Here is a 22272-nt window from a genome sequence, read left to right as displayed (position 1 = left end):
GGTGAACGACGACAAGCTGAGGGACTACCTCAAGCGCGTGACGGCGGATCTGCACCACACCCGCCGGCGCCTGACCGAGGCCGAGGAAGCGGGCCGCGAACCGATCGCGGTCGTCGCGATGAGCTGCCGCTACCCCGGCGGCGTACGGTCCCCCGAGGACCTGTGGCGCCTGGTCACCGACGGCACCGACGCCATCACCGGCTTCCCCGCCGACCGGGGCTGGGACCTGGACCACCTGGACGACCCGGAACGACTGCGCGAGGGCAGCAGCCACACCGCCCTGGGCGGATTCCTCGACGACGTCGGGCACTTCGACCCGGGATTCTTCGGGATCTCCCCGCGCGAGGCGCTCGCGATGGACCCGCAGCAGCGGCTGCTCCTGGAGACCACCTGGGAGGCGTTCGAACGGGCCGGCATCGACCCCGCGACCCTGCGGGGCAGCAGGACCGGCGTCTTCGCCGGAGTGATGTACCAGGACTACGCGGTACGGCTGCGCCACGTCCCCGACGACGTGGCCGGCTACGTCGGCAGCGGCAGTTCCGACAGCGTCGCCTCGGGCCGCGTCGCCTACACCTTCGGCCTTGAGGGCCCGGCGGTCAGCATCGACACCGCCTGCTCCTCCTCGCTGGTCGCCATCCACCTCGCCGCCCAGGCGCTGCGGGGCGGCGACTGCACCCTGGCCCTGGCCGGAGGCGCGATGGTCATGTCGACACCCGTCCCGTTCGTCGAGATGAGCCGTCAGGGCGGCCTGGCCCGGGACGGCCGCTGCAAGTCCTTCTCCGCCGCCGCCGACGGCACCGGCTGGGGCGAGGGCGTCGGCATGCTGCTGCTGGAGCGCCTCTCCGACGCCCGGCGCAACGGCCACCCGGTGCTCGCCCTGATCCGCGGCACCGCCGTCAACCAGGACGGCGCCAGCAGCAGGCTCACCGCCCCCAACGGCCCCGCCCAGCAGCGCGTCATCCGCCACGCGCTGGCCAACGCCGGACTCACCCCCGCCGACGTGGACGTGGTCGAGGCGCACGGCACCGGCACCCCGCTGGGCGACCCGATCGAGGCCCAGGCCCTGCTGGCCACGTACGGACGCAACCGCGCCGACGGGCAGCCGCTGCTGCTCGGCTCGCTGAAGTCCAACATCGGGCACACCCAGGCGGCGGCCGGTGTCGGCGGCGTCATCAAGACCGTCCTCGCCATGCGGCACGGCACCGTCCCGCCCACCCTGCACGCGCAGGACCCGTCCCCGCAGATCGACTGGACCGCGGGCGCGGTGCGCCTGGTCACCGAGAACACCCCCTGGCCCGAGACCGGACGGCCCCGCCGGGCCGCGGTCTCCTCCTTCGGCGTCAGCGGCACCAACGGACACGTCGTCCTGGAACAGGCGGACGAACCCGTCCCGGCCGACGCGGACGGACCCGCCCCGGTGGTCGCGGACGGGTCCGCCGCTTCCGCCGTCCTCCCCTGGCCGCTCTCCGGACGCACCGCCGAAGCGCTGCGCGCCCAGGCCGCCCGGCTCCGCGACCACCTCGACGCCCACCCCGGCCCCGGACCGGCCGAGGTCGGCCACGCCCTCGCGACGACCCGCACCGCGCACGAGCACCGGGCGGTCCTGATCGGCACCCGCCCCGAGGAGTTCCGGGCCGGCCTCGACGCGCTGGCGGCCGGACTCGACGCCCCCGGCCTGCTCTTCGGCACCGCCGGAACCGGCGGCGAGGTCGCCCTGGTCTTCCCCGGCCAGGGATCCCAGTGGGCCGGCATGGCCGTCGAACTCCTCGACTCCGCCCCCGCCTTCGCCGCCCGGATCGCGGACTGCGAACGCGCCCTGGCGCCCCACGTCGACTGGTCCCTGGAAGCCGTCCTGCGCGGTGCCCCCGGCACCCCGCCGGCCGACCGCGTCGACGTGGTGCAGCCGGCGCTGTGGGCCGTCATGGTCTCGCTGGCCGAACTGTGGCGCTCCCACGGCATCACCCCCGGCGCCGTCGTCGGCCACTCCCAGGGCGAGATCGCCGCCGCCGTGGTGGCGGGGGCGCTGAGCCTGGAGGACGGGGCGAAGGTCGTCGCCCTGCGCAGCCGGGCGATCCGCGCCCTGTCCGGCCGCGGCGGCATGGCCTCGGTGGCCCTGCCCGTCGAGGAGACCGCCGAACACCTCGCCCCCTGGGACGGCCGGCTGTCCGTCGCCGCCGTCAACGGACCCGCCTCCACCGTGGTCTCCGGCGACACCGACGCGCTCGACGCGTTCCTCGAGCGCACGGCGGCCCTGGGCGTCCGCACCCGGCGCGTCCCCGTCGACTACGCCTCGCACAGCGCCCACGTCGAGGACATCCGCGCCGAACTGCTCGACCGGCTCGACGGACTGACCCCCCGCCCGTCCGCCGTCCCCTTCTACTCCACCCTCAGCGGCGGCCTGCTGGAGGACACCACCGCCCTGGACGCCGAGTACTGGTACCGCAACCTCCGCGGCACCGTCCGGTTCGAAGCGGCGACCCGCGCCCTGCTCGCCGACGGCTACCGGGTCCTCCTTGAGAGCAGCCCGCACCCCGTCCTCACCGTCGGCGTCCTGGAGACCGCCGAGGACGCGGGCAGCGACGCCGCCGCCGTCGGCACCCTGCGCCGCGACGACGGCGGCCCGCGCCGGTTCGCCGAGTCGCTGGCCGAACTCCACCTGCGCGGCGTCTCCCCGGACTGGGACGCCGTCTTCGCCGGCCGCCGCCCCGGCCGGGTGGAGCTGCCCACCTACGCCTTCCAGCGCGACCCGTACTGGCTGGAGGACGGCGCCGCGCCCGCCGCCGACGTCGGCTCCGCCGGACTGACCCCCGCGGACCACCCGCTGCTGGGCGCCGTCGTGGTCCTCGCCGACAGCGACGGCCTGCTCCTCACCGGCCGCCTGTCGGCCCGCACCCACCCCTGGCTCGCCGACCACGCCGTCGGCGGCCGGGCCCTGCTCCCGGGCACCGCCTTCCTGGAACTCGCGCTCCAGGCCGGAGCCCGGACCGGCTGCCCCCGGGTCGAGGAACTCACCCTGCAGGCCCCCCTGGTGCTGCCCGAACACGGCGGCGTCGTGCTGCGCCTCACCGTCGGCGCCCCCGACGCCCGGGGACACCGCCCGCTCGCCCTGCACTCCCGGCCGGACGCCGCCGCCGACGGCGACCCCGACGAGGAGTGGACCCGGCACGCCGAAGGCGTCCTGGCCCCGGACGGCGCGGACGGCGCGGACAGTGCGCTCGGCGCCGAGGCCGCCGGGCCGATGCCCTGGCCGCCGCCCGGCGCCGAACCGCTCGCCCTCGACGGCCTGTACGAGCGCTTCGCGGCGGGCGGATTCGCCTACGGCCCCGCCTTCCGGGGCCTGCGCGCGGCCTGGCGGCGCGGCGACGAGCTGTTCGCGGAGGCCGCCGTGCCCGCCGGCCCCGCCGGGACCGTGCCCGAGGCCGCGCGCTTCGGCCTGCACCCGGCCCTGCTGGACGCCGCCCTGCACGCCACCGGCGTGCCCGGCACCCCCGGCGCGGACGCCCACCCGGAAGGACGGCTGCCGTTCGCCTGGAACGGCGTGACCCTGCACGCCACCGGCGCCGGGACGATCCGGGTCCGGCTCACCCCGGCCGGGCCCGACACGGTGGCGCTCGCCGTCGCCGACGCGACCGGCGTCCCCGTGGCGACCGTGGACGCGCTGGTCCTGCGGCCCGCCGGCACCGCCGCCCTCGGCGCCGGCCCCGGCGGCCGCCACCACCGGGACCTCTACGCGACCGAGTGGGTCACCGTGCCCCCGCGCGGCAGCGGCGCACCCGCCCACCGCACCGCTGACCTGGCCGCGCTGCGGGCCGCCGTCGACGCCGGAGCCCCGGTGCCCGGGACGGTCCTGCTCGTCCGCCCCGGGCCCGCCGCCGGGGCCGGACCCGCCGCGGCGGTCCGCGCGGCCGTCCACCAGGCCCTCGACGACGTCCGGGCCTGGCTCGCCGACGACCGCTTCGCCGACTCGCGCCTGGTGTTCGCCACCCGGGGCGCGGTCGGCACCCGGGAGGGGGAGGACGTCCGTGACCCCGCGCACAGCGCGCTCTGGGGCCTGATCCGCTCGGCCGGCTCCGAACACCCCGGGCGCTTCGCCCTGCTCGACCTCGACGCCGACGACGAGCACGGCACCTCCGCGGCCGTCGACGCGGCCCTCGCCTCGGGAGAACCGCAGTCCGCGGTCCGTGGCGGCGACGTCCGCGTCCCCCGGCTGGTCCGGGTCCCCCGGAACGACCGGAGTCCCTCGGACGACCAGGACACCCCGGACATCCCTGACGACCAGGACACCCCGGACGCCCCGGCCGCGCCGGTCCGGGCCTTCGACCCGGACGGGACGGTCCTCGTCACCGGCGGCACCGGCCTGCTCGGCTCCCACGTCGCCCGCCGCCTGGTCACCGGACACGGCGTCCGGCACCTGCTCCTGCTCTCCCGCAGCGGCCCGGCCGCCCCGGGGGCCGAGGAACTGCGGGCCGAACTCGCCGCCCTGGGAGCCGAGACCGCCGTCGTCGCCTGCGACGCCGCCGACCGGACCGCCCTGGCAGCCGTCCTCGCGGACCTGCCGCCCGCGCACCCGCTGACCGCCGTGGTCCACACCGCCGGCACCCTCGACGACGGCGTCGTCACCGCCCTCACCCCGGAGCGGGTGGACACCGTGCTGCGCCCCAAGGTCGACGCGGCCCTCCACCTGCACGAGCTGACCCGCGACCTCGACCTCACGCACTTCGTGCTCTTCTCCTCGGCCGCCGGCACCTTCGGCGGCCCCGGACAGGCCAACTACGCCGCCGCCAACGCCTTCCTCGACGCGCTGGCCGCCCGGCGCCGGTCGGCGGGGCTGGCCGGCCAGTCCCTGGCCTGGACCCTGTGGGAGCAGCCCAGCGGCCTCACCGGACACCTGGACGAGGACGACGTACGGCGCCTCGCCCGGTCCGGGATGCCGCCGCTCTCCACCGAGCGGGGACTCGAACTCCTCGACACCGCCCTCACCGTGGACCGGGCCGCGCTGGTCCCGATGCGCCTCGACACCGCGGCGCTGCGGTCCGCGGCGGCGGACGGCACCCTGCCGCCGCTGCTGCGCGGCCTCGTCCGCACACCCCCGCGCAGGGCCGCGACCGGGGCGGCGGAGGCCGACGACAACGCCCTGCGCCTGCGCCTCGCGGCCCTCGACACCACCGGACGGACCCGGCTGCTCGTCGACCTCGTCCGCACCCACGCGGCGGCCGTCCTCGGCCACGCCTCCCCGGACACCCTCGATCCCGGACGGGCCTTCCGCGAACTGGGATTCGACTCGCTGGCCTCGGTGAACCTGCGCAACCGCCTGAACGCCGCCACCGGCCTGCGGCTTCCCGCCAGCCTGGTGTTCGACCACCCGACCCCGGCGGTGCTCGCCGACTTCCTGGCCGCCGGACTCATGGACACGGGAGCGGCCGCGGCCGCCGTGCCCGCCGTGCCCGCCGGTCGCGGCCAGGACCCGGACGACGACCGGATCGCGATCGTCTCCGCGGCCTGCCGCCTCCCCGGCGACGTCCGCTCGCCCGAGGACCTGTGGCGGATGCTGGACGAGGGCCGCGACGGCATCTCCGAATTCCCCGACGACCGGGGCTGGAACCCGGACGCGCTCTACGACCCCGACCCCGACCGCGTCGGCACCTCCGTCACCCGGCACGGCGGCTTCCTGTACGACGCGGCGGACTTCGACGCGGAGTTCTTCGGCATCTCGCCGCGCGAGGCGCTGGCCATGGACCCGCAGCAGCGGCTGCTGCTGGAGACCACCTGGGAGCTGTTCGAGCGCGCGGCCATCGACCCGGCCGCCCTGCGCGGCGCCCCGGTCGGCACCTACGTCGGCCTGATGCAGCAGGACTACGCCGCCCGGCTGCTGCCCCACATCCCCGAGGACGTCGAGGGATTCCTCGGCACCGGGAACTCGGGAAGCATCGTCTCCGGACGCCTGGCCTACTTCTTCGGCCTGGAAGGCCCCGCGGTCACCGTGGACACGGCCTGCTCCTCCTCCCTGGTCGCCCTGCACCTCGCGGTCCGGGCGCTGCGCTCCGGCGAGTGCTCGCTCGCCCTGGCCGGCGGCGTCAACGTGATGTGCAGCCCGGAACTGTTCGTCGAGTTCAGCCGGCAGGGCGGACTCGCGCCGGACGGCCGCTGCAAGTCCTTCGCGGCGGCCGCCGACGGCACCGCCTTCGGCGAGGGCACGGGCATGCTGCTGCTGGAGCGGCTGTCGGACGCCCGCCGCAACGGGCACCCCGTGCTGGCGGTCGTCCGAGGCAGCGCGGTCAACCAGGACGGCGCCTCCAACGGTCTGACGGCGCCGAACGGTCCGTCGCAGCAGCGGGTGATCCGGGCGGCGCTGGCGGACGCCGGGCTGACGGTCTCGGACGTGGACGTGGTGGAGGCGCACGGTACAGGGACGCGGTTGGGCGACCCGATCGAGGCGCAGGCGCTGCTGGCGACGTACGGGCAGGACCGTCCCGCGGACCGTCCGGTGTGGATCGGCTCGCTGAAGTCCAACATCGGCCACACCTCCGCCGCCGCCGGGGTGGCGGCCGTCATCAAGTCGGTGCTCGCGCTGCGGCACGGCGTGATGCCGAAGACACTGCACGTGGACGGCCCGACGCCCGAGGTGGACTGGTCCGCGGGCGCCGGCCGGCTGCTGACGGAGGCCCGGGCCTGGGACGACACCGGCCGTCCGCGCCGGGCGGGCGTGTCCTCGTTCGGCGTCAGCGGCACCAACGCCCACGTCGTCCTGGAACAGGCCCCGGCCGACCCGACGGCGCCGCCCGCGCCCACGCTCACCGACGAGCCCGGGCCTCCGGACACCGCCACCGCCGCCGTTCCCCTGCTCCTCTCGGCGCGCAGCCCCGAGGCGCTGCACGCCCAGGCCGCGGCACTGTCGGCCCGGATCGCGGACGGGTCGGGCGTCCGCGCCGCGGACCTCGGCTTCTCCCTGGCCACCGGCCGCGGCGCGCTGGCACACCGGGCGGTGCTGGTGGGCACGGAGGACAACCTCGCCGAACACCTGACCGCGTTGGCGCAGGGTGCCGCGGTGTCCGGTGGCGGGTTGGTTTCGGGTCGTTCGGTGCTGGTGTTCCCGGGTCAGGGTTCGCAGTGGGTGGGGATGGCTGCGGAGTTGCTGGCCGGGTCTGCGGTGTTCGCGGGGCGGATGGCGGAGTGCGAGCGTGCTCTGGCGCCGTACGTGGACTGGTCGTTGGCGGAGGCGCTGGGCTCGGAGCGGTTGCTCGCCCGGGTGGATGTGGTGCAGCCGGTGCTGTGGGCGGTGATGGTTTCGCTGGCGGAGGTGTGGCGTTCGTTCGGGGTCGTTCCGGACGCGGTGGTGGGCCATTCCCAGGGTGAGATCGCCGCGGCGGTGGTGGCGGGCGGTCTGAGCATCGACGACGGGGCGCGGGTGGTGGCGCTGCGTTCCCGCGCGATCAGGGTTCTGGCGGGTCGTGGTGGTATGGCCTCGGTGCCGTTGCCGGTGGACGGGGTGCGGGAGCGGATCGCTTCCTGGGCGGGGCGGTTGTCGGTGGCGGCGGTCAACGGCCCCTCGTCGACGGTGGTTTCCGGTGACGCGGACGCGGTGACGGAGCTGGTGGACAAGCTGGTCTCCGAGGGTGTGCGGGCGCGCGCGATCGAGGTGGACTACGCGTCGCACTCCGCTCATGTCGAGGAGCTCCGCGAGCGGCTGCTCGCGGACCTGGTGGGCATCGTCCCTCGCCCCGGGGCGGTGCCGTTCTTCTCGACCGTGACGGGCGACTGGCTGGACACGAAGTCCCTGGACGCCGGGTACTGGTACCGCAACCTGCGGGAGACCGTCGAGTTCGAGCAGGCCACAACAGCGTTGCTGGCGGCGGGTTTCCGGTTCTTCGTCGAGTCCAGCCCGCATGCGGTGCTGGGTGTCGCGGTGGGGGAGTCGGCGGAGGCCGCGGGTACGGATGCGGCGGTGCTGGGGACCTTGCGTCGTGGCGAGGGCGGCCGCGAGCAGGTGCTGCGTGCGGTGGGCCGTGCGTGGGAGCGGGGGTTGGGGGTGGACTGGTCGGGTGCGTTCCCGGGGGCCCGCCGGGTCGACCTGCCGACGTACGCCTTCCAACGCACCCGCTACTGGCTCGACGTACCGACCACCAGCCAGGACATCGCCTCGGCGGGCCTCGCCACGACCGGGCACCCGCTGCTCGGTGCGGCGATGCGGGTCGCGGACTCCGGCGAGCTGCTGCTCAGCGGCCGGATCTCGCTGCGCACCCACCCCTGGCTGGCCGACCACGCGGTGTCGGGCGTCGTGCTCCTCCCCGGCACGGCCTTCCTCGAACTCGCGCTGCGCGCCGGGGCCGAGGCGGAGTGCCCGGTGGTCGAGGAGCTCACCCTCGGAGCGGCGCTCGTGCTCCCGGCCGAGGACGCCGCTCACCTGCAGCTCCGGGTCGCCGGGCCCGACGGCGACGGCCGGCGGCGGCTCAGCCTGTTCGCCCGGACGACGCGGGACGCCGACGCGCCCTGGACCGAGCACGCCACCGGCACCCTGGCGCCCCGGCCCGCCGGGGACCCGGCCGGAACCGCGGCCGCCCTGCTGAGCTGGCCGCCGACCGGTGCCGAGCCCGTGGACACCGGTGACCTCTACGAGCGCTTCGCCGGAGCCGGCTACCACTACGGCCCCGCCTTCCGCGGCATCCGGGCCGCGTGGCTGCGCGGCGACGAGGTGTTCGCCGAGGTCGTGCTGCCGGAGCGGCAGCACGCCGACGCCGCCGGATGCGTGCTGCACCCGGCACTGCTGGACGCGGCCCTGCAGACCGCCGCGCTGCTGCCCGAGCAGGACGGCGGGGCCCGGCTGCCCTTCAGCTGGAACGGTGTGACCGGCGGGATCACCGGGGCCACCACGCTGCGCGTGCGGCTCGCCACCGCCGGGCCGGACGCCGTGACCCTGCACGCCCACGACCTGTCCGGACGGCAGGTGCTCGGCGTGGAGAGCCTGCTGCTGCGGCCTCCGGCCGCCGGCGGGCCGCTCTCCGCAACCGCCCACGGCGACCTGCTGTACCGCCTCGACTGGACCCCGGCCACCGACCCGGTCGACAGCGCCGTGCCCGGCTGGGCCGCCCTGGGCGGTGCCGTCCCCGGTGCGGTGTCGTGGCCGGACCTCGACGCCCTGGGGGCCGCCCTCGGAGCCGGCGCCGCCCTTCCCGAGGTGGTGGTGGCGGCCGTCGCCACCGCCGACCTGCCCGACCCCGCCGACCGGGTCCGCGCCACCCTGCACCAGGGCCTCGCCCTCGTCCAGCAGTGGCTGGCCGACGAGCGGTTCGCCGCCGCCAGGCTGGCCCTGCTCACCAGGGACGCGGTCCGTACCGGGCCGGTCGACCGTCCGGTCGATCCCGCCCAGGCCGCCCTGTGGGGCCTGGTGCGCAGCGCGCGGGCCGAGCACCCCGGGCGCTTCGTCCTCGTCGACGCGGCCGGCACCGGCGGGCCGGGCGACGCCCTGCCCGCGGCGCTCGCCGCCGGGGAACCCGAACTCGCGCTGCGGAACGGCCCGCCGCTGCTGCCGCGGCTCGTCCGCGGCGGTCGGCCGGACGGCACGCTGTCCCTGCCGGAGGGCACCGCGTGGCGGCTCACCACCGACGGCCGGGGCTCCGCGGAGGACATCGTGGCGGAGCCCGCTCCGGCGGCCCTCGCCCCGCTGGGCAAGGGCGAGGTACGGATCGCGGTGCGCGCCGCCGGGCTGAACTTCCACGACGTCATCGCCGCGCTCGGCCTGGACCCCGACCCCGAGCAGCAGGGACTGGGCAGCGAGGGCGCCGGGACCGTCGTCGAGGTGGGCCCGGGCGTGGACGACCTGGTGCCCGGGGACCGGGTGATGGGGATCTTCGGGGGCGCGTTCGGCCCGACCGCCGTCGCCGACCGCCGCACCGTCGCCCGGATACCGGCGGGCTGGTCCTTCGCCCGCGCCGCATCCGTGCCGGTGGTGTTCCTCACCGCCTACTACGGTCTGTTCGACCTCGGCGGACTGCGGCGCGGGGAGTCGGTCCTGGTCCACGCGGCGGCCGGCGGTGTCGGCACGGCGGCGGTGCAGCTGGCCCGGCACGCCGGTGCGGAGGTGTTCGCGACCGCCTCCCCCGCCAAGTGGGAGGTCCTGCGGGCCGCCGGACTGGACGACGCGCACATCGCCTCGTCCCGTACCACCGACTTCGCGGAGGAGTTCCTGACGGCCACCGGCGGGCGGGGCGTCGACGTCGTACTGGACAGCCTGGCGCGGGAGTTCGTCGACGCCGGTCTGAGGTTGCTGCCGAACGGCGGCCGGTTCGTGGAGATGGGCAAGACCGACGTCCGTGACCCCGAGGCGGTGGCCGGGCAGCACCCCGGGGTCCGCTACCGGGCGTTCGACCTGATGGAGGCCGGTCCGGAGCGCATCGGCGAGATGCTCGCCGAGATCCTCGACCTGTTCGAACAGGGGGTGCTGCGTCCCCTGCCCGTCACCGGCTGGGACGTCCGGCAGGCCCCGGCCGCCCTGCGCTCGCTCGGCCGGGCCCGGGGGGTCGGCAAGAACGTCCTGCTGCTGCCCGCTGCGCCGGACCCCGAAGGGACCGTCCTGATCACCGGGGCCACCGGCACCCTGGGACGGCTCCTGGCCCGGCACCTGGTCGTCGCGCACGGGACCCGGCACCTGCTGCTGGCCGGCCGCCGGGGCGGATCCGCCGACGGCATGCCGGAGCTGGTGGGGGAACTGACCGGGCTCGGGGCGTCGGTGACCGTCGCGGCCTGCGACGTCGGCGACCGCGCCGCGCTCGCCGCCCTGCTCGGGTCGGTGCCCGCCGCGCACCCGCTGACCGCCGTCGTCCACGCGGCCGGTGTCCTGGACGACGCCACGATCGCCGGACTGACCCCGGACCGGCTCGACCGCGTCCTGCGGCCCAAGGCGGACGCGGCGCTGGCCCTGCACGAACTCACCCGGGACCTCGACCTCGCGGCGCTGGTCCTGTTCTCCTCGGGCGCCGCCCAGTTCGGAGCGGCCGGGCAGGCGAACTACGCGGCCGCCAACGCGGTCCTCGACGCCCTCGCCGCCGAACGCCGGGCCGAGGGGCTGCCCGGGCTGTCCATCGGCTGGGGCCTGTGGGAGGAGCGCAGCGGGATGACCGCCGCGGTCACCGCGGGCCGGGGCGCCGGGGCGGGCGCACTGACCTCGGCGGAGGGCCTCGCGCTGTTCGACGCGGCGCTGGACTCCCCGTACGCCTACCGGCTCGCGGCCAGGATCGCCCCGTCCGTGCTGCGGGCGGACGACCGACTGCCCGCCGTGCTCCGCGGTCTGCTCCGCCCCGCCCGGGCCGGTGCCTCCGCCGCCGCGGAACCGGTCCGCTCGATGGCGCGGCAGCTCGCCGAACTGCCCGAGGCCGAGCTGCACCGCACCCTGCTCGACCTGGTGCGCGGCACCGCCGCGGCGGTGCTCGGCCACAGTTCGCCGAACCTGGTCCGGCCGACCCGCCCGTTCAAGGACGTCGGCTTCGACTCCCTCACCGGGGTCGAACTGCGCAACCGGCTGGCGTCCGCGACCGGGCTGCGGCTGCCGGCGGCGCTCGTCTTCGACCACCCCACGCCGGAGGCGCTGGCACGTCACCTCGCCGAGCGGGCGACCGCTGCCCGCCCGACCGGCGACGCGGCGGTCCGGGCCGGGCTCGACACCCTGGAGACCCTGCTCGACGCCCTGCCGCCGGACGGCGTCAGCGACGAACTCGCCGCCCGGATCAGGGAAGTGCTGTCCCGCCCGCTGCCCGGCGGGACCGCGGCCGGCAGCGTCCGCCCCACGGGCGAGGTGGACGACCTGGCCGCCGACCTGATCGAGGCGGCCAGCGACGACGAGGTGTTCGACTACATCGACCGGCAGCTGGGATCCGCATGACCGGAGCACCGGTCCACGCCGTCCGCGCACCCCGCGCACCCCGCGCACCCCGCGCCCTCCCGGCCGTCCGCGCACCCCGCGCACCCCGCGCCCTCCCGGCCGTCCGCGCACCCCGCGCGGCCAGGGACGAGACCCGAGCAGCCCGAGACGAAAGCAGCGGTGTCCAGTGAGCGACCAGAGGATGCGCGACTACCTCAACCGGGTGACCATCGACCTGCGGGACACCCGGTTGCGGCTCCGGGAGGCCGAGGCCCGCACCAGCGAGCCGATCGCGATCGTGGCGATGAGCTGCCGCTTCCCGGGCGGTGTCCGCACCCCGGAGGACCTGTGGGACCTGCTCGCCGAAGGCCGCGACACCGTCGGGTCCGTCCCCGGGGACCGGGGCTGGGAGACCGCCTGGCCGTCCGGCGGCACCGTCCCCGGGCGGGGGGCGTTCCTCGACGGCGCGGCGGACTTCGACCCGGAGTTCTTCGGCATCTCGCCCCGTGAGGCGGTCGCGATGGACCCGCAGCAGCGGCTGCTGCTGATGGCGTCCTGGGAGGCCGTCGAGCAGGCCGGCATCGACCCGCTCACCCTGCGGGGCAGCCGCACCGGGGTGTACGCCGCGGCGATCGACCAGGGGTACGCGACGCTCGGCTCCGGCGCCGCCGAAGCCGTCCAGGGGTTCCTGATGACGGGGAACTCGATGAGCGTGATGTCCGGGCGGGTGTCCTACGCGCTCGGGCTCGAAGGCCCCGCCGTCACCGTGGACACCGCCTGTTCGGCCTCGCTGGTGGCGCTGCACCTCGCGGCGCGGGCCCTGCGGGCCGGTGAGTGCTCGCTCGCCCTGGCCGGCGGGGTCAGCGTGATGGCGCTGCCGGCGGTGTTCGTCGAGTTCAGCCGGCAGGGCGCGATGTCCGCCGACGGCCGCTGCAAGCCGTTCGCCGCGGCCGCGGACGGCACCGGCTGGGGCGAGGGCGTGGGGATGCTGCTGCTGGAGCGGCTGTCGGACGCGCGCCGCAACGGCCGTACGGTGCTGGCCGTGCTGCGCGGTTCGGCGATCAACCAGGACGGCGCCAGCAACGGCCTGACCGCCCCCAACGGCCCCTCCCAGCAGCGGGTGATCCGAGCCGCCCTCGCCGACGCCGGCCTGACCGCGTCCGAGGTGGACATGGTGGAGGCGCACGGCACCGGTACCACCCTCGGCGACCCGATCGAGGCCGACGCGCTGCTCGCCACGTACGGCCAGGACCGGCCCGCCGGCCGTCCGCTGTGGCTGGGGTCGCTGAAGTCGAACATCGGGCACACCCAGGCCGCCGCCGGGGTCGCCGGGGTGATCAAGGCGGTCCTCGCGCTGCGGCACGGCGTCCTGCCGCGCACCCTGCACGTGGACGCGCCCACCCCGCACGCCGAGTGGTCCTCGGGCGCCGTCGAACTCCTCACCGAGGCCCGTGACTGGCCCGCGCTCGACCGGCCGCGCCGGGCCGGGGTGTCCTCGTTCGGCATGAGCGGCACCAACGCGCACGTCGTCCTCGAACAGGCACCGGAGCCCGAACCGGCCGACGGACCGGAAGCAGCGACCGACGGGCCGGACACCGCGGCCGCGCCGGGCGCCCCCGGGGCCGTGCTGCCCTGGGTGCTCTCCGGCCGCACCGCCTCCGCGCTCGGGGGCCAGGCGGCCCGGCTGCGTGCCCGGCTCGCCACGGACACGCCCGCACGGCCGGCCGACATCGGGTTCTCGCTGGCGACCACCCGGTCCGCCTTCGAGCACCGGGCCGTGGTGATCGGCGACGGACACCCCGAACTGCTGGACGGCCTCGCCGCCCTGTCCGGCCCGGGCACGGACGTCCCCACCGGCCCCGCCCCGGACCCCGCCCCGGCCGCGCCCGCCGACGTCGTCGTGGGCACCGGCCGGGTCGTCGAGGGCCGGACGGCCCTGGTGTTCCCCGGCCAGGGCTCCCAGTGGGCCGGCATGGCACAGGACCTGCTCGCCACCAGCCCCGCCTTCCGGGACCGCCTCGCCGCCTGTGACGCCGCCCTCTCCGCCCATGTCGACTGGCGGCTCCCCGTCGTCCTGGAGGGCGCGCCCGGGGCACCCTCCCTGGAGCGGGTGGACGTGGTGCAGCCGGTGCTGTGGGCGGTGATGGTGTCCCTGGCCGCGCACTGGGAGTCCTGGGGCGTCCGGCCCGACGCCGTGGTCGGGCACAGCCAGGGCGAGATCGCCGCCGCCGTGGTGGCGGGGGCGCTGAGCCTGGAGGACGGGGCGAAGGTCGTCGCCCTGCGCAGCCGGGCCATCCGGGCACTCGCCGGACTCGGCGGCATGGTCGCGGTGTCCCTGCCCGAGGACCGGGTCCGCGCCGAGATCGCCCCCTGGGCCGAGAAGCTGTCGCTGGCCGCCGTCAACGGGCCCGCCGCCGTGGTGGTCTCGGGGGAGCCGGGTGCCCTGGCCGAACTGCTCGCCCACTGCGCCGCCCGGGGCGTACGGGCCCGGTCCGTACCCGTGGACTACGCCTCGCACTCGGCCCAGGTCGAAGGAATCAGGTCCGAGGTGCTGACCGCGCTGGCCGGCGTACGCCCGCTCCCGGCCCGGATCCCGCTCTTCTCCACCGTCACCGGCGACCGGCTCGACACCACGGTCATGGACGCCGACTACTGGTACCGCAACCTCCGCGGGACCGTCCGCTTCGACGCGGCCGTACGCGCCCTGGTCGAGCAGGGCCACGAGGTCTTCGTCGAGGTGTCGCCGCACCCGGTGCTCACCATGGCCCTCCAGGACACCGTCGAGGCCACCGGCGCCGAGGAGCCGCCCGTGGTCGTCGGCACCCTGCGCCGCGACGACGGCGGACTGCGCCGGGCCCTGCGCTCGGCCGCCGAACTGTGGGTGGAGGGCGCGGCCGTCGACTGGTCCGCGGTGTACGACGGCACCGGCGCCCGCCCGACCGCCCTGCCCGGATACCCCTTCCAGCTGCGGCGCTACTGGCTGGAGCCGGAGGCCGCGCCCGACCCCGGACCGGCCGCCGCCGACCCGCACGACACGGCCTTCTGGCACATGGTCGACCACGACGCCCCGGCCGAGATCGCCGCCCGCCTCGCCGTCGACGAGGAGGCCCTCGCCCCCGTCCTGCCCGCCCTGCGCGGCTGGCGCAAACAACGACGCGACGAGAGCGTCGTCGACTCCTGGCGCTACCGCGTCGGCTGGCAGCCCCTGCCCGACCCGCCGGCCGCCACCCCCGCCGTCGGCACCTGGCTCGTCGTCCTGCCCGCCGGACACGCCGACGACGCACGGGTACGCGGCCCGCTGCTCGCCCTCACCGAGGCGGGCGCCACCGTCGTCACCGCCGAACTCACGGCCGACGCCGTCCGCCGCACGGACCTCGCGGACACGCTCGCCACCGCCCTCGGCGACCGCGTCCCGACGGGTGTGCTGTCGCTGCTGGCCGCCGACGACCGGCCCCACCCCGACCACCCGGCCCTGCCCACGGGGACGGCACTCACCGTCGCCCTGGTGCAGGCCCTGGGCGACCTCGCCCTCGCGGCACCCCTCTGGTGCGCCACCACCGGGGCCGTGTCCACGGGCCCGGACGACCCGGTCACCCACCCCCGCCAGGCACTGGTCTGGGGCACCGGACTGGTGGCCGCGCTGGAACTGTCCGCCCGCTGGGGCGGACTCGTCGACCTGCCGCCGGACCTCGACGCCCGCGCCGGGGCCCGGCTCGTCGCGGTACTGACGGCCTCCGGCCCCGGCACGGACGGCGCCGGCCGCGAGGACCAGCTCGCCCTGCGCCCCACCGGCCTGCTGGCCCGCCGGCTGCGGCGCGCCCCCCGGACCGACGGCCGTACGGAGCACTGGAAGCCCCGCGGCACCGTCCTGCTGACCGGCGGCACCGGAGCCGTCGGCCCGCACCTCGCCCGCTGGCTGGCCCGCGGCGGTGCCACCCACCTCGTCCTGCCCGGCCGCCGCGGCCCCCAGGCACCCGGCGCGGCCGAACTCGCCGCGGAACTGGCCGCCCTCGGCGTACGGCTGACGCTGCCCGTCTGCGACCTGGCGGACCGTCAGGCCGTGGCGGCGCTGCTCACCGGCCTGGAGACGGCGGGCGACCCGGTCACCGCGGTCGTCCACGCGGCCGCCTTCGTCGCGCTCGCCCCCCTGGACGCCACACCGATGTCCGCGTTCGAACAGATCGTCGCCGCCAAGGCCGCCGGCGCCGAACACCTCGACGCCCTGCTCGACCGCGAACTCGACGCCTTCGTCCTGTTCTCCTCGATCGCCGGGGTCTGGGGCAGCGGCGACCACGGCGCGTACGCCGCGGCCAACGCCTACCTCGACGCCCTGGCCCAGCACCGCCGGGCCCGCGGCCTCACCGCCACCACCGTCGACTGGGGCATCTGGCAGGCCGAGAACCCCTGGCAGGACCGCCTCGCCGGAGCGGACGCCGACCTGTTCAACCTGGAGCAGCACGGCCTGCCCAGGATCGCCCCCGACCTCGCCGTCCACGCCCTGCAACAGGCACTGGACGACGACGAGACCGTACTCGCCGTCGCCGACGTCGACTGGGAGCAGTTCGCCGCCGTCTTCACCTCCATCCGCCCCAGCCCGCTGCTCACCGGCGTCCCCGAAGCCCGTCGCGCCCTGGAGGCCTCGACCGGCGACACGGCGGCACCCGCCGCCGCGCTGCTGCGCCAACGGCTGGCCGGCCTCGCCGAGTCCGAACAGCACCGCCTGCTGCTCGACCTGGTCCGCACCCACGCGGCGGCCGTCCTCGGCCATCCCTCGGTGGACGCGATCCGGCCCGGCGCGGCCTTCCAGGACCTGGGCTTCGCCTCCCTCACCGCGGTCGAACTCCGCAACCGGCTCAACACCGCCACCGGACTGCGGCTGCCGTCCACCCTGATCTTCGACCACCCGTCGTCCATCGCGCTCGCCCGGGAGGTCCGCGCCGAACTGCTCGACCGGCAGGCCGGCGAGCCGCGCCCCGGCGACCCGGACGCCGCCGCGAACCCGCCCGCGCCCGCTTCCGACGACGAGCCGATCGCGATCGTGTCCATGGCCTGCCGCTTCCCCGGCGGCATCGGCACCCCGGAAGACCTGTGGAGCCTGCTCGCCGCCGGTGGCGACGCCGTCTCGGACCTGCCCGTCGACCGCGGCTGGGACATCGAGTCCCTCTACGACCCCGACCCCGACCGCGCCGGCACCTCGACCACCCGGCGGGGCGGCTTCCTGCACGACGCGGCGGACTTCGACGCGGAGTTCTTCGGCATCTCGCCGCGCGAGGCCCTGGCCATGGACCCGCAGCAGCGGCTGCTGCTGGAGACCAGCTGGGAGGCGATCGAACGCGCCGCCATCGACCCGGTCGCCCTGCGCGGCAGCCGCACCGGCGTGTTCACCGGCGTCAACTACGCCGACTACGCGGCCGTCGTCGCCCGGTCGGAGGAGGGGGACGGCCACCTGCTCACCGGCAGCGCACCCAGCGTCGTGTCCGGCCGGGTCGCCTACACCCTGGGCCTCGAAGGCCCCGCGGTGACCGTCGACACGGCCTGCTCCTCCTCGCTCGTCGCCATGCACTACGCCGGCCGGGCCCTGCGCGGCGGCGACTGCTCCCTCGCCCTGGTCGGCGGCGTCGCCCTGATGGCGACGCCCGGCGCCCTGATCAGCTTCTCCCGTCAACGGGGACTCGCCGAGGACGGCCGCTGCAAGGCCTTCTCGGACGACGCGGACGGCATGGGCATGGGCGAGGGCGTCGGCGTCCTGCTGCTGGAGCGGCTGTCGGACGCCCGCCGCAACGGACACCCGGTGCTTGCGGTGGTCCGCGGCTCCGCCGTCAACCAGGACGGCGCCAGCAACGGACTCTCCGCCCCCAACGGCCCGTCGCAGCAGCGGGTGATCCGGGCGGCGCTCGCGGACGCGGGGCTGTCGGCGTCCGAGGTCGACGTGGTGGAGGCGCACGGCACCGGCACCACCCTCGGCGACCCCATCGAGGCGCAGGCCCTGCTGGCCACCTACGGTCAGGACCGGCCCGCCGAACGGCCCCTGCTGGTCGGCTCCCTCAAGTCCAACCTCGGCCACGCCCAGGCGGCGTCGGGTGTGGCGGGGGTCATCAAGACGGTGCTGTCCATGCAGCACGGGCAGGTGCCCCGCACCCTGCACGTCGGCACGCCCTCCAGCCACGTGGACTGGACGCGCGGCGCGCTGGCCCTCGCGACCGAGCAGCGGCCGTGGCCGTCCCACGGCCGCCCGTTCCGGGCCGGGGTGTCCTCGTTCGGTCTGAGCGGCACCAACGTCCACACCATCCTCGAACACACCCCTCCGGAGGACGACGGTCCGCCGGCCGAGCGCACCCCCCTGCCGGCGGTGCCCTGGCTGCTGTCGGCGAAGAGCCCGCAGGCACTTCGTCTCCAGGCCGACCGCCTGCGCCGCCACCTGGACGGCAACCCCGGCGGCGACCCGCGCGACATCGGATCCGCCCTGCGCACGCGCACCGCCTTCGAGTACCGGAAGGCACTGGTCGGGAACGGGGACCGACTTCGCACCCTGCTGGGCCAGATGGCCGACGACGATTCGGGAACGTGGGACGGCGGTCGCCCGGTCGAGGGTCGTTCGGTGCTGGTGTTCCCGGGTCAGGGTTCGCAGTGGGTGGGGATGGCCGCGGAGCTGTTGGCCGGGTCTGCGGTGTTCGCGGGGCGGATGGCGGAGTGCGGGCGTGCTCTGGCGCCGTACGTGGACTGGTCGTTGGTGGAGGCGTTGGGTTCGGAGGCGCTGTTGGCGCGGGTGGATGTGGTGCAGCCGGTGCTGTGGGCGGTGATGGTGTCGTTGGCGGAGGTGTGGCGTTCGTTCGGTGTGGTGCCGGACGCGGTGGTGGGCCATTCGCAGGGTGAGATCGCGGCGGCCTGTGTGGCTGGTGGTCTGAGTGTGGAGGACGGGGCGCGGGTGGTGGCGCTGCGTTCCCGTGCGATCAAGGTCTTGGCGGGTCGTGGCGGTATGGCGTCGGTGCCGTTGCCGGTGGAGGCGGTGCGGGAGCGGTTGGGGGGCCGGTTGTCGGTGGCGGCGGTGAACGGTCCGTCGTCGACGGTGGTGTCCGGTGACGCCGACGCGGTCACCGCGTTCGTCGAGGAGTTGGTGGGGAAGGGGGTGCGGGCACGTCTGATCGAGGTCGATTACGCGTCGCACTCCGTCCATGTGGAGGAGCTCCGCGAGCGTCTGCTGTCCGACCTGGACGACGTCACCCCTGTCACCGGTTCGGTGGCGTTCTTCTCGACGGTGACGGGTGGTTGGCTGGACACGAAGTCCCTTGACGCGGAGTACTGGTACCGCAATCTGCGGGAGACCGTGGAGTTCGAGCGGGCGACCACGACGCTGCTGGGCGAGGGCTTCCGGTTCTTCGTCGAGTCCAGCCCGCATGCGGTGCTGTCGGTCGCGGTGGGGGAGTCGGTGGAGGCCGCGGGGGTGGACGCGGCGGTGCTGGGGACGTTGCGCCGTGGCGAGGGCGGTCGCGAGCAGGTGCTGCGTGCGGTGGGCCGTGCGTGGGAGCGGGGGTTGGGGGTGGACTGGTCGGGGGCGTTCCCGGAGGCCCGCCGGGTGGACCTGCCGACGTACGCCTTCCAGCGCACCCGCTACTGGCCCGAGTCCGCGCCCACCACGGCGGCCGATGTCAGCTCGGCCGGGCTCGACCCGGCCGACCACCCCGTCCTCGGAGCGGCCGTCGAGCTGGCCGACACCGGTGAACTCGTGCTCACCGGCCGGCTGTCGCTGCGTACCCACCCCTGGCTCGCCGACCACGCCGTGGCCGGTACGGTCCTGCTGCCCGGCGCGGCCTTCGCGGAACTCGCGGTCCGCGCCGCGGACGAGGCCGGATGCCGCACGGTGGAGGAACTGACACTTCAGTCACCGCTGTTGATACCCGCCGACACCGCCGTCCGCCTGCAAGTGCGGGTGGGCGCCGCGGACGCGCACGGCAGCCGCTCGCTGGACCTGTTCTCCTGCCGGGAGGACGCGGCGACCCAGCACTGGACCGCGCACGCGACCGGCGTACTCACCGCCGACGCCACGACCCGTGAGCCGGGGTCCGCTCCCGCACCGGACGACGCCGGCGCCTGGCCCCCGCCCGGCGCCGTCCCGATCCCCGTCGACGACCTGTACGAGCGGTTCGACGCCTCCGGGTACGGCTACGGACCCGCCTTCCGCGGGCTCACCACGGCCTGGCGCCGGGGCGAGGAGATCCTCACCGAGGTACGCCTGCCCGAGGACCAGCACCGGTCCGCCTCCGCCTACGGTGTGCACCCCGCCCTCCTGGACGCTGCCCTCCAGGGGCTGTTCCTGCGCGCCCAGCAGGAGGACGGACCCGACCCGGACCGGCCCTCCGCCGGACTGCCGTTCTCCTGGAGCGGAATCAGGCTGCACGCCTCCGGAGCCACCGTGCTCAGGGTGCGGCTCGGTCTCCGGCCCGACGGATCGGTGTCGATCGACGCGACCGACCCGAACGGCCTCCCGGTCGCGTCGGTCGAGGCGCTCGCCGTCCGCCCGGTCGACCTCGACACCCTCCGCCCGGGCGCGGGCCCGGAGTCCCTCTACCGGCTGCGGTGGTCGGCGGCGCCCGCCACCGCACCCGCCGACGCCCTCGGGCACTGGGCGGTCCTCGGCGGCCGGGACCTCTTCCCGGACAGCTATCCGGACCTGGCCGCGCTCGGTGCCGCGCTGGACGGCGGAGCGCCGTCGCCCGCCGCCGTGCTGGCGTGGTGCGACCACGCCCCGGAACTCCCGGTCCCGCCCGACGCCGCATCCGTGCACACCGCCCTCGACGACGCCCTGCGGCTCGTCCAGGACTGGCTGGCCGACCCGCGGTGGGACGACGGCACCCGGCTCGTGCTCGTCACCCGGGGCGCGGTGTCCACGGCGGCCGGTGAAGACGTCACCGACCTCACCGGCGCGGCGGTCCGCGGCCTGGTCCGCTCCGCCCAGTCCGAGCATCCGGACCGCTTCCTGCTGATCGACACCGACGACCCGGCGGCCGTGACCGGCCTGCTGCCCCGGGCACTGGCCGGAACGGAACCCCAACTGGCGATACGCGGCGGGGAGCTGCTCGCCGCCCGCCTCACCAGGGCCACCGTCGCGACGGACCCCGACCAGGCCCCGGACACGCCGTCCGGCATCGCCGCGACCGGGGGAACCGTCCTCGTCACCGGGGCCGGCGGCACGCTCGGCGGCCTGGTGGCACAGCACCTCGTGACCGCGCACGGCGTACGGAACCTGCTGCTCGTCGGCAGGCGGGGCGCGGACGCCCCGGGCCTGGCCGACCTCGCCGCCGAACTGCGCGGCCTCGGCGCCCGGGTGGACGTGGCGGCCTGCGACGTCGCCGACCGGGACGCGCTCGCCGCGCTGCTCGCCGGTGTCCCCGCCGACCGTCCGCTGAGCGCGGTCGTCCACGCGGCCGGCGTCCTGGACGACGGGACGGTCGAATCGCTGACCCCCGGGCGGATGCGCCACGTCCTGCGGCCCAAGGTCGACGCGGCCCTCAACCTGCACGCCCTCACCCGTGATCTGCCGCTGTCGGCCTTCGTCCTGTTCTCCTCCGCGTCCGCGACGGTCGGCAACGCCGGGCAGGCCAACTACGCGGCCGCCAACGCCTTCCTCGACGCGCTCGCCCAGCACCGCCGGGCCCTGGGACTGCCCGCCCAGTCCCTCGCCTGGGGCCTGTGGGAGCGCCGCAGCACCATGACCGGCACGCTCACCGCCGCCGACCTGCGGCGGATGTCCCGGGGAGGTACGGCGGCCATCGGCAGCGACGAGGGTCTGGCCATGTTCGACGCGGCGCTCACGCTGGACGAACCGCTGCTCGTCCCGGTCAGGATCGACCTCGGCCGGCTCCGGACGGCTGCCCGGACCGGACCCGTTCCGGCCCTGCTCTCCGCCCTGGTCCCCGGCACCGCACGCCGCCCGGCGTCCGGGGCCGACGCCGCCGGAGCGGACTCGCTGCGCCGCCGGCTGACCGGCCTCACCCCGGAGGAACGCGTCGCCACCCTGCTCGAGCTGGTACGGAGCCGGGCCGCCGAGGTCCTCGGCCACGGCGGAGCCGGGGCCGTCGACCCGGACCAGGCGTTCAAGGACCTCGGCTTCGACTCGCTCACCTCCGTCGAACTCCGCAACCGCCTCAGCGCCGCCACCGGCCGCCGGCTGCCCGCGACCCTGGTCTTCGACCACCCCACCCCGGCCGCCGTCGCCGCCCACCTCAGCGGGCGCCTGGTACCCGACGGGGCCGGCGACCCCGTCGGCACCGGGAAGGCCACCGAGGCGCACCTCGCGGACCGGCCGGAGACACCGGACACGCCGGCTCCCGCCGCCGCCGACATCAACGCCATGGCCGTCGACGAACTCGTCCGGATGGCCCTGGGCGGCGAACGTGACTGACCGACAGCCGCAGAAGGAGAAG

General features: G+C 76.3%; 2 protein-coding genes. Both read left to right on the top strand.

Annotated features, from left to right (window positions below; genetic code table 11):
• The first annotated feature begins 1 nt into the window (after nucleotide 1).
• Complete coding sequence (locus tag BLU95_RS01450; protein ID WP_502689854.1) at nucleotides 2-11872, top strand: SDR family NAD(P)-dependent oxidoreductase; 11871 nt, start codon at nucleotides 2-4, stop codon at nucleotides 11870-11872.
• 181 nt (nucleotides 11873-12053) lie between these two features.
• Nucleotides 12054-22250, top strand: coding sequence for a type I polyketide synthase (locus tag BLU95_RS01445; protein ID WP_093858292.1), 10197 nt, complete (start codon nucleotides 12054-12056; stop codon nucleotides 22248-22250).
• The last annotated feature ends 22 nt before the right edge of the window (nucleotides 22251-22272 follow it).

It is taken from the genome of Streptomyces sp. TLI_053, from assembly GCF_900105395.1.
In the GTDB taxonomy this organism is placed as follows: domain Bacteria; phylum Actinomycetota; class Actinomycetes; order Streptomycetales; family Streptomycetaceae; genus Kitasatospora.
This window is presented reverse-complemented; position numbering and strand designations above follow the sequence as displayed.

Coding starts and splice junctions, on each gene's coding strand:
- BLU95_RS01445 (WP_093858292.1), top strand. CDS start 12,054: ATGCGCGACTACCTCAACCGGGTGACCATCGACCTGCGGGACACCCGG.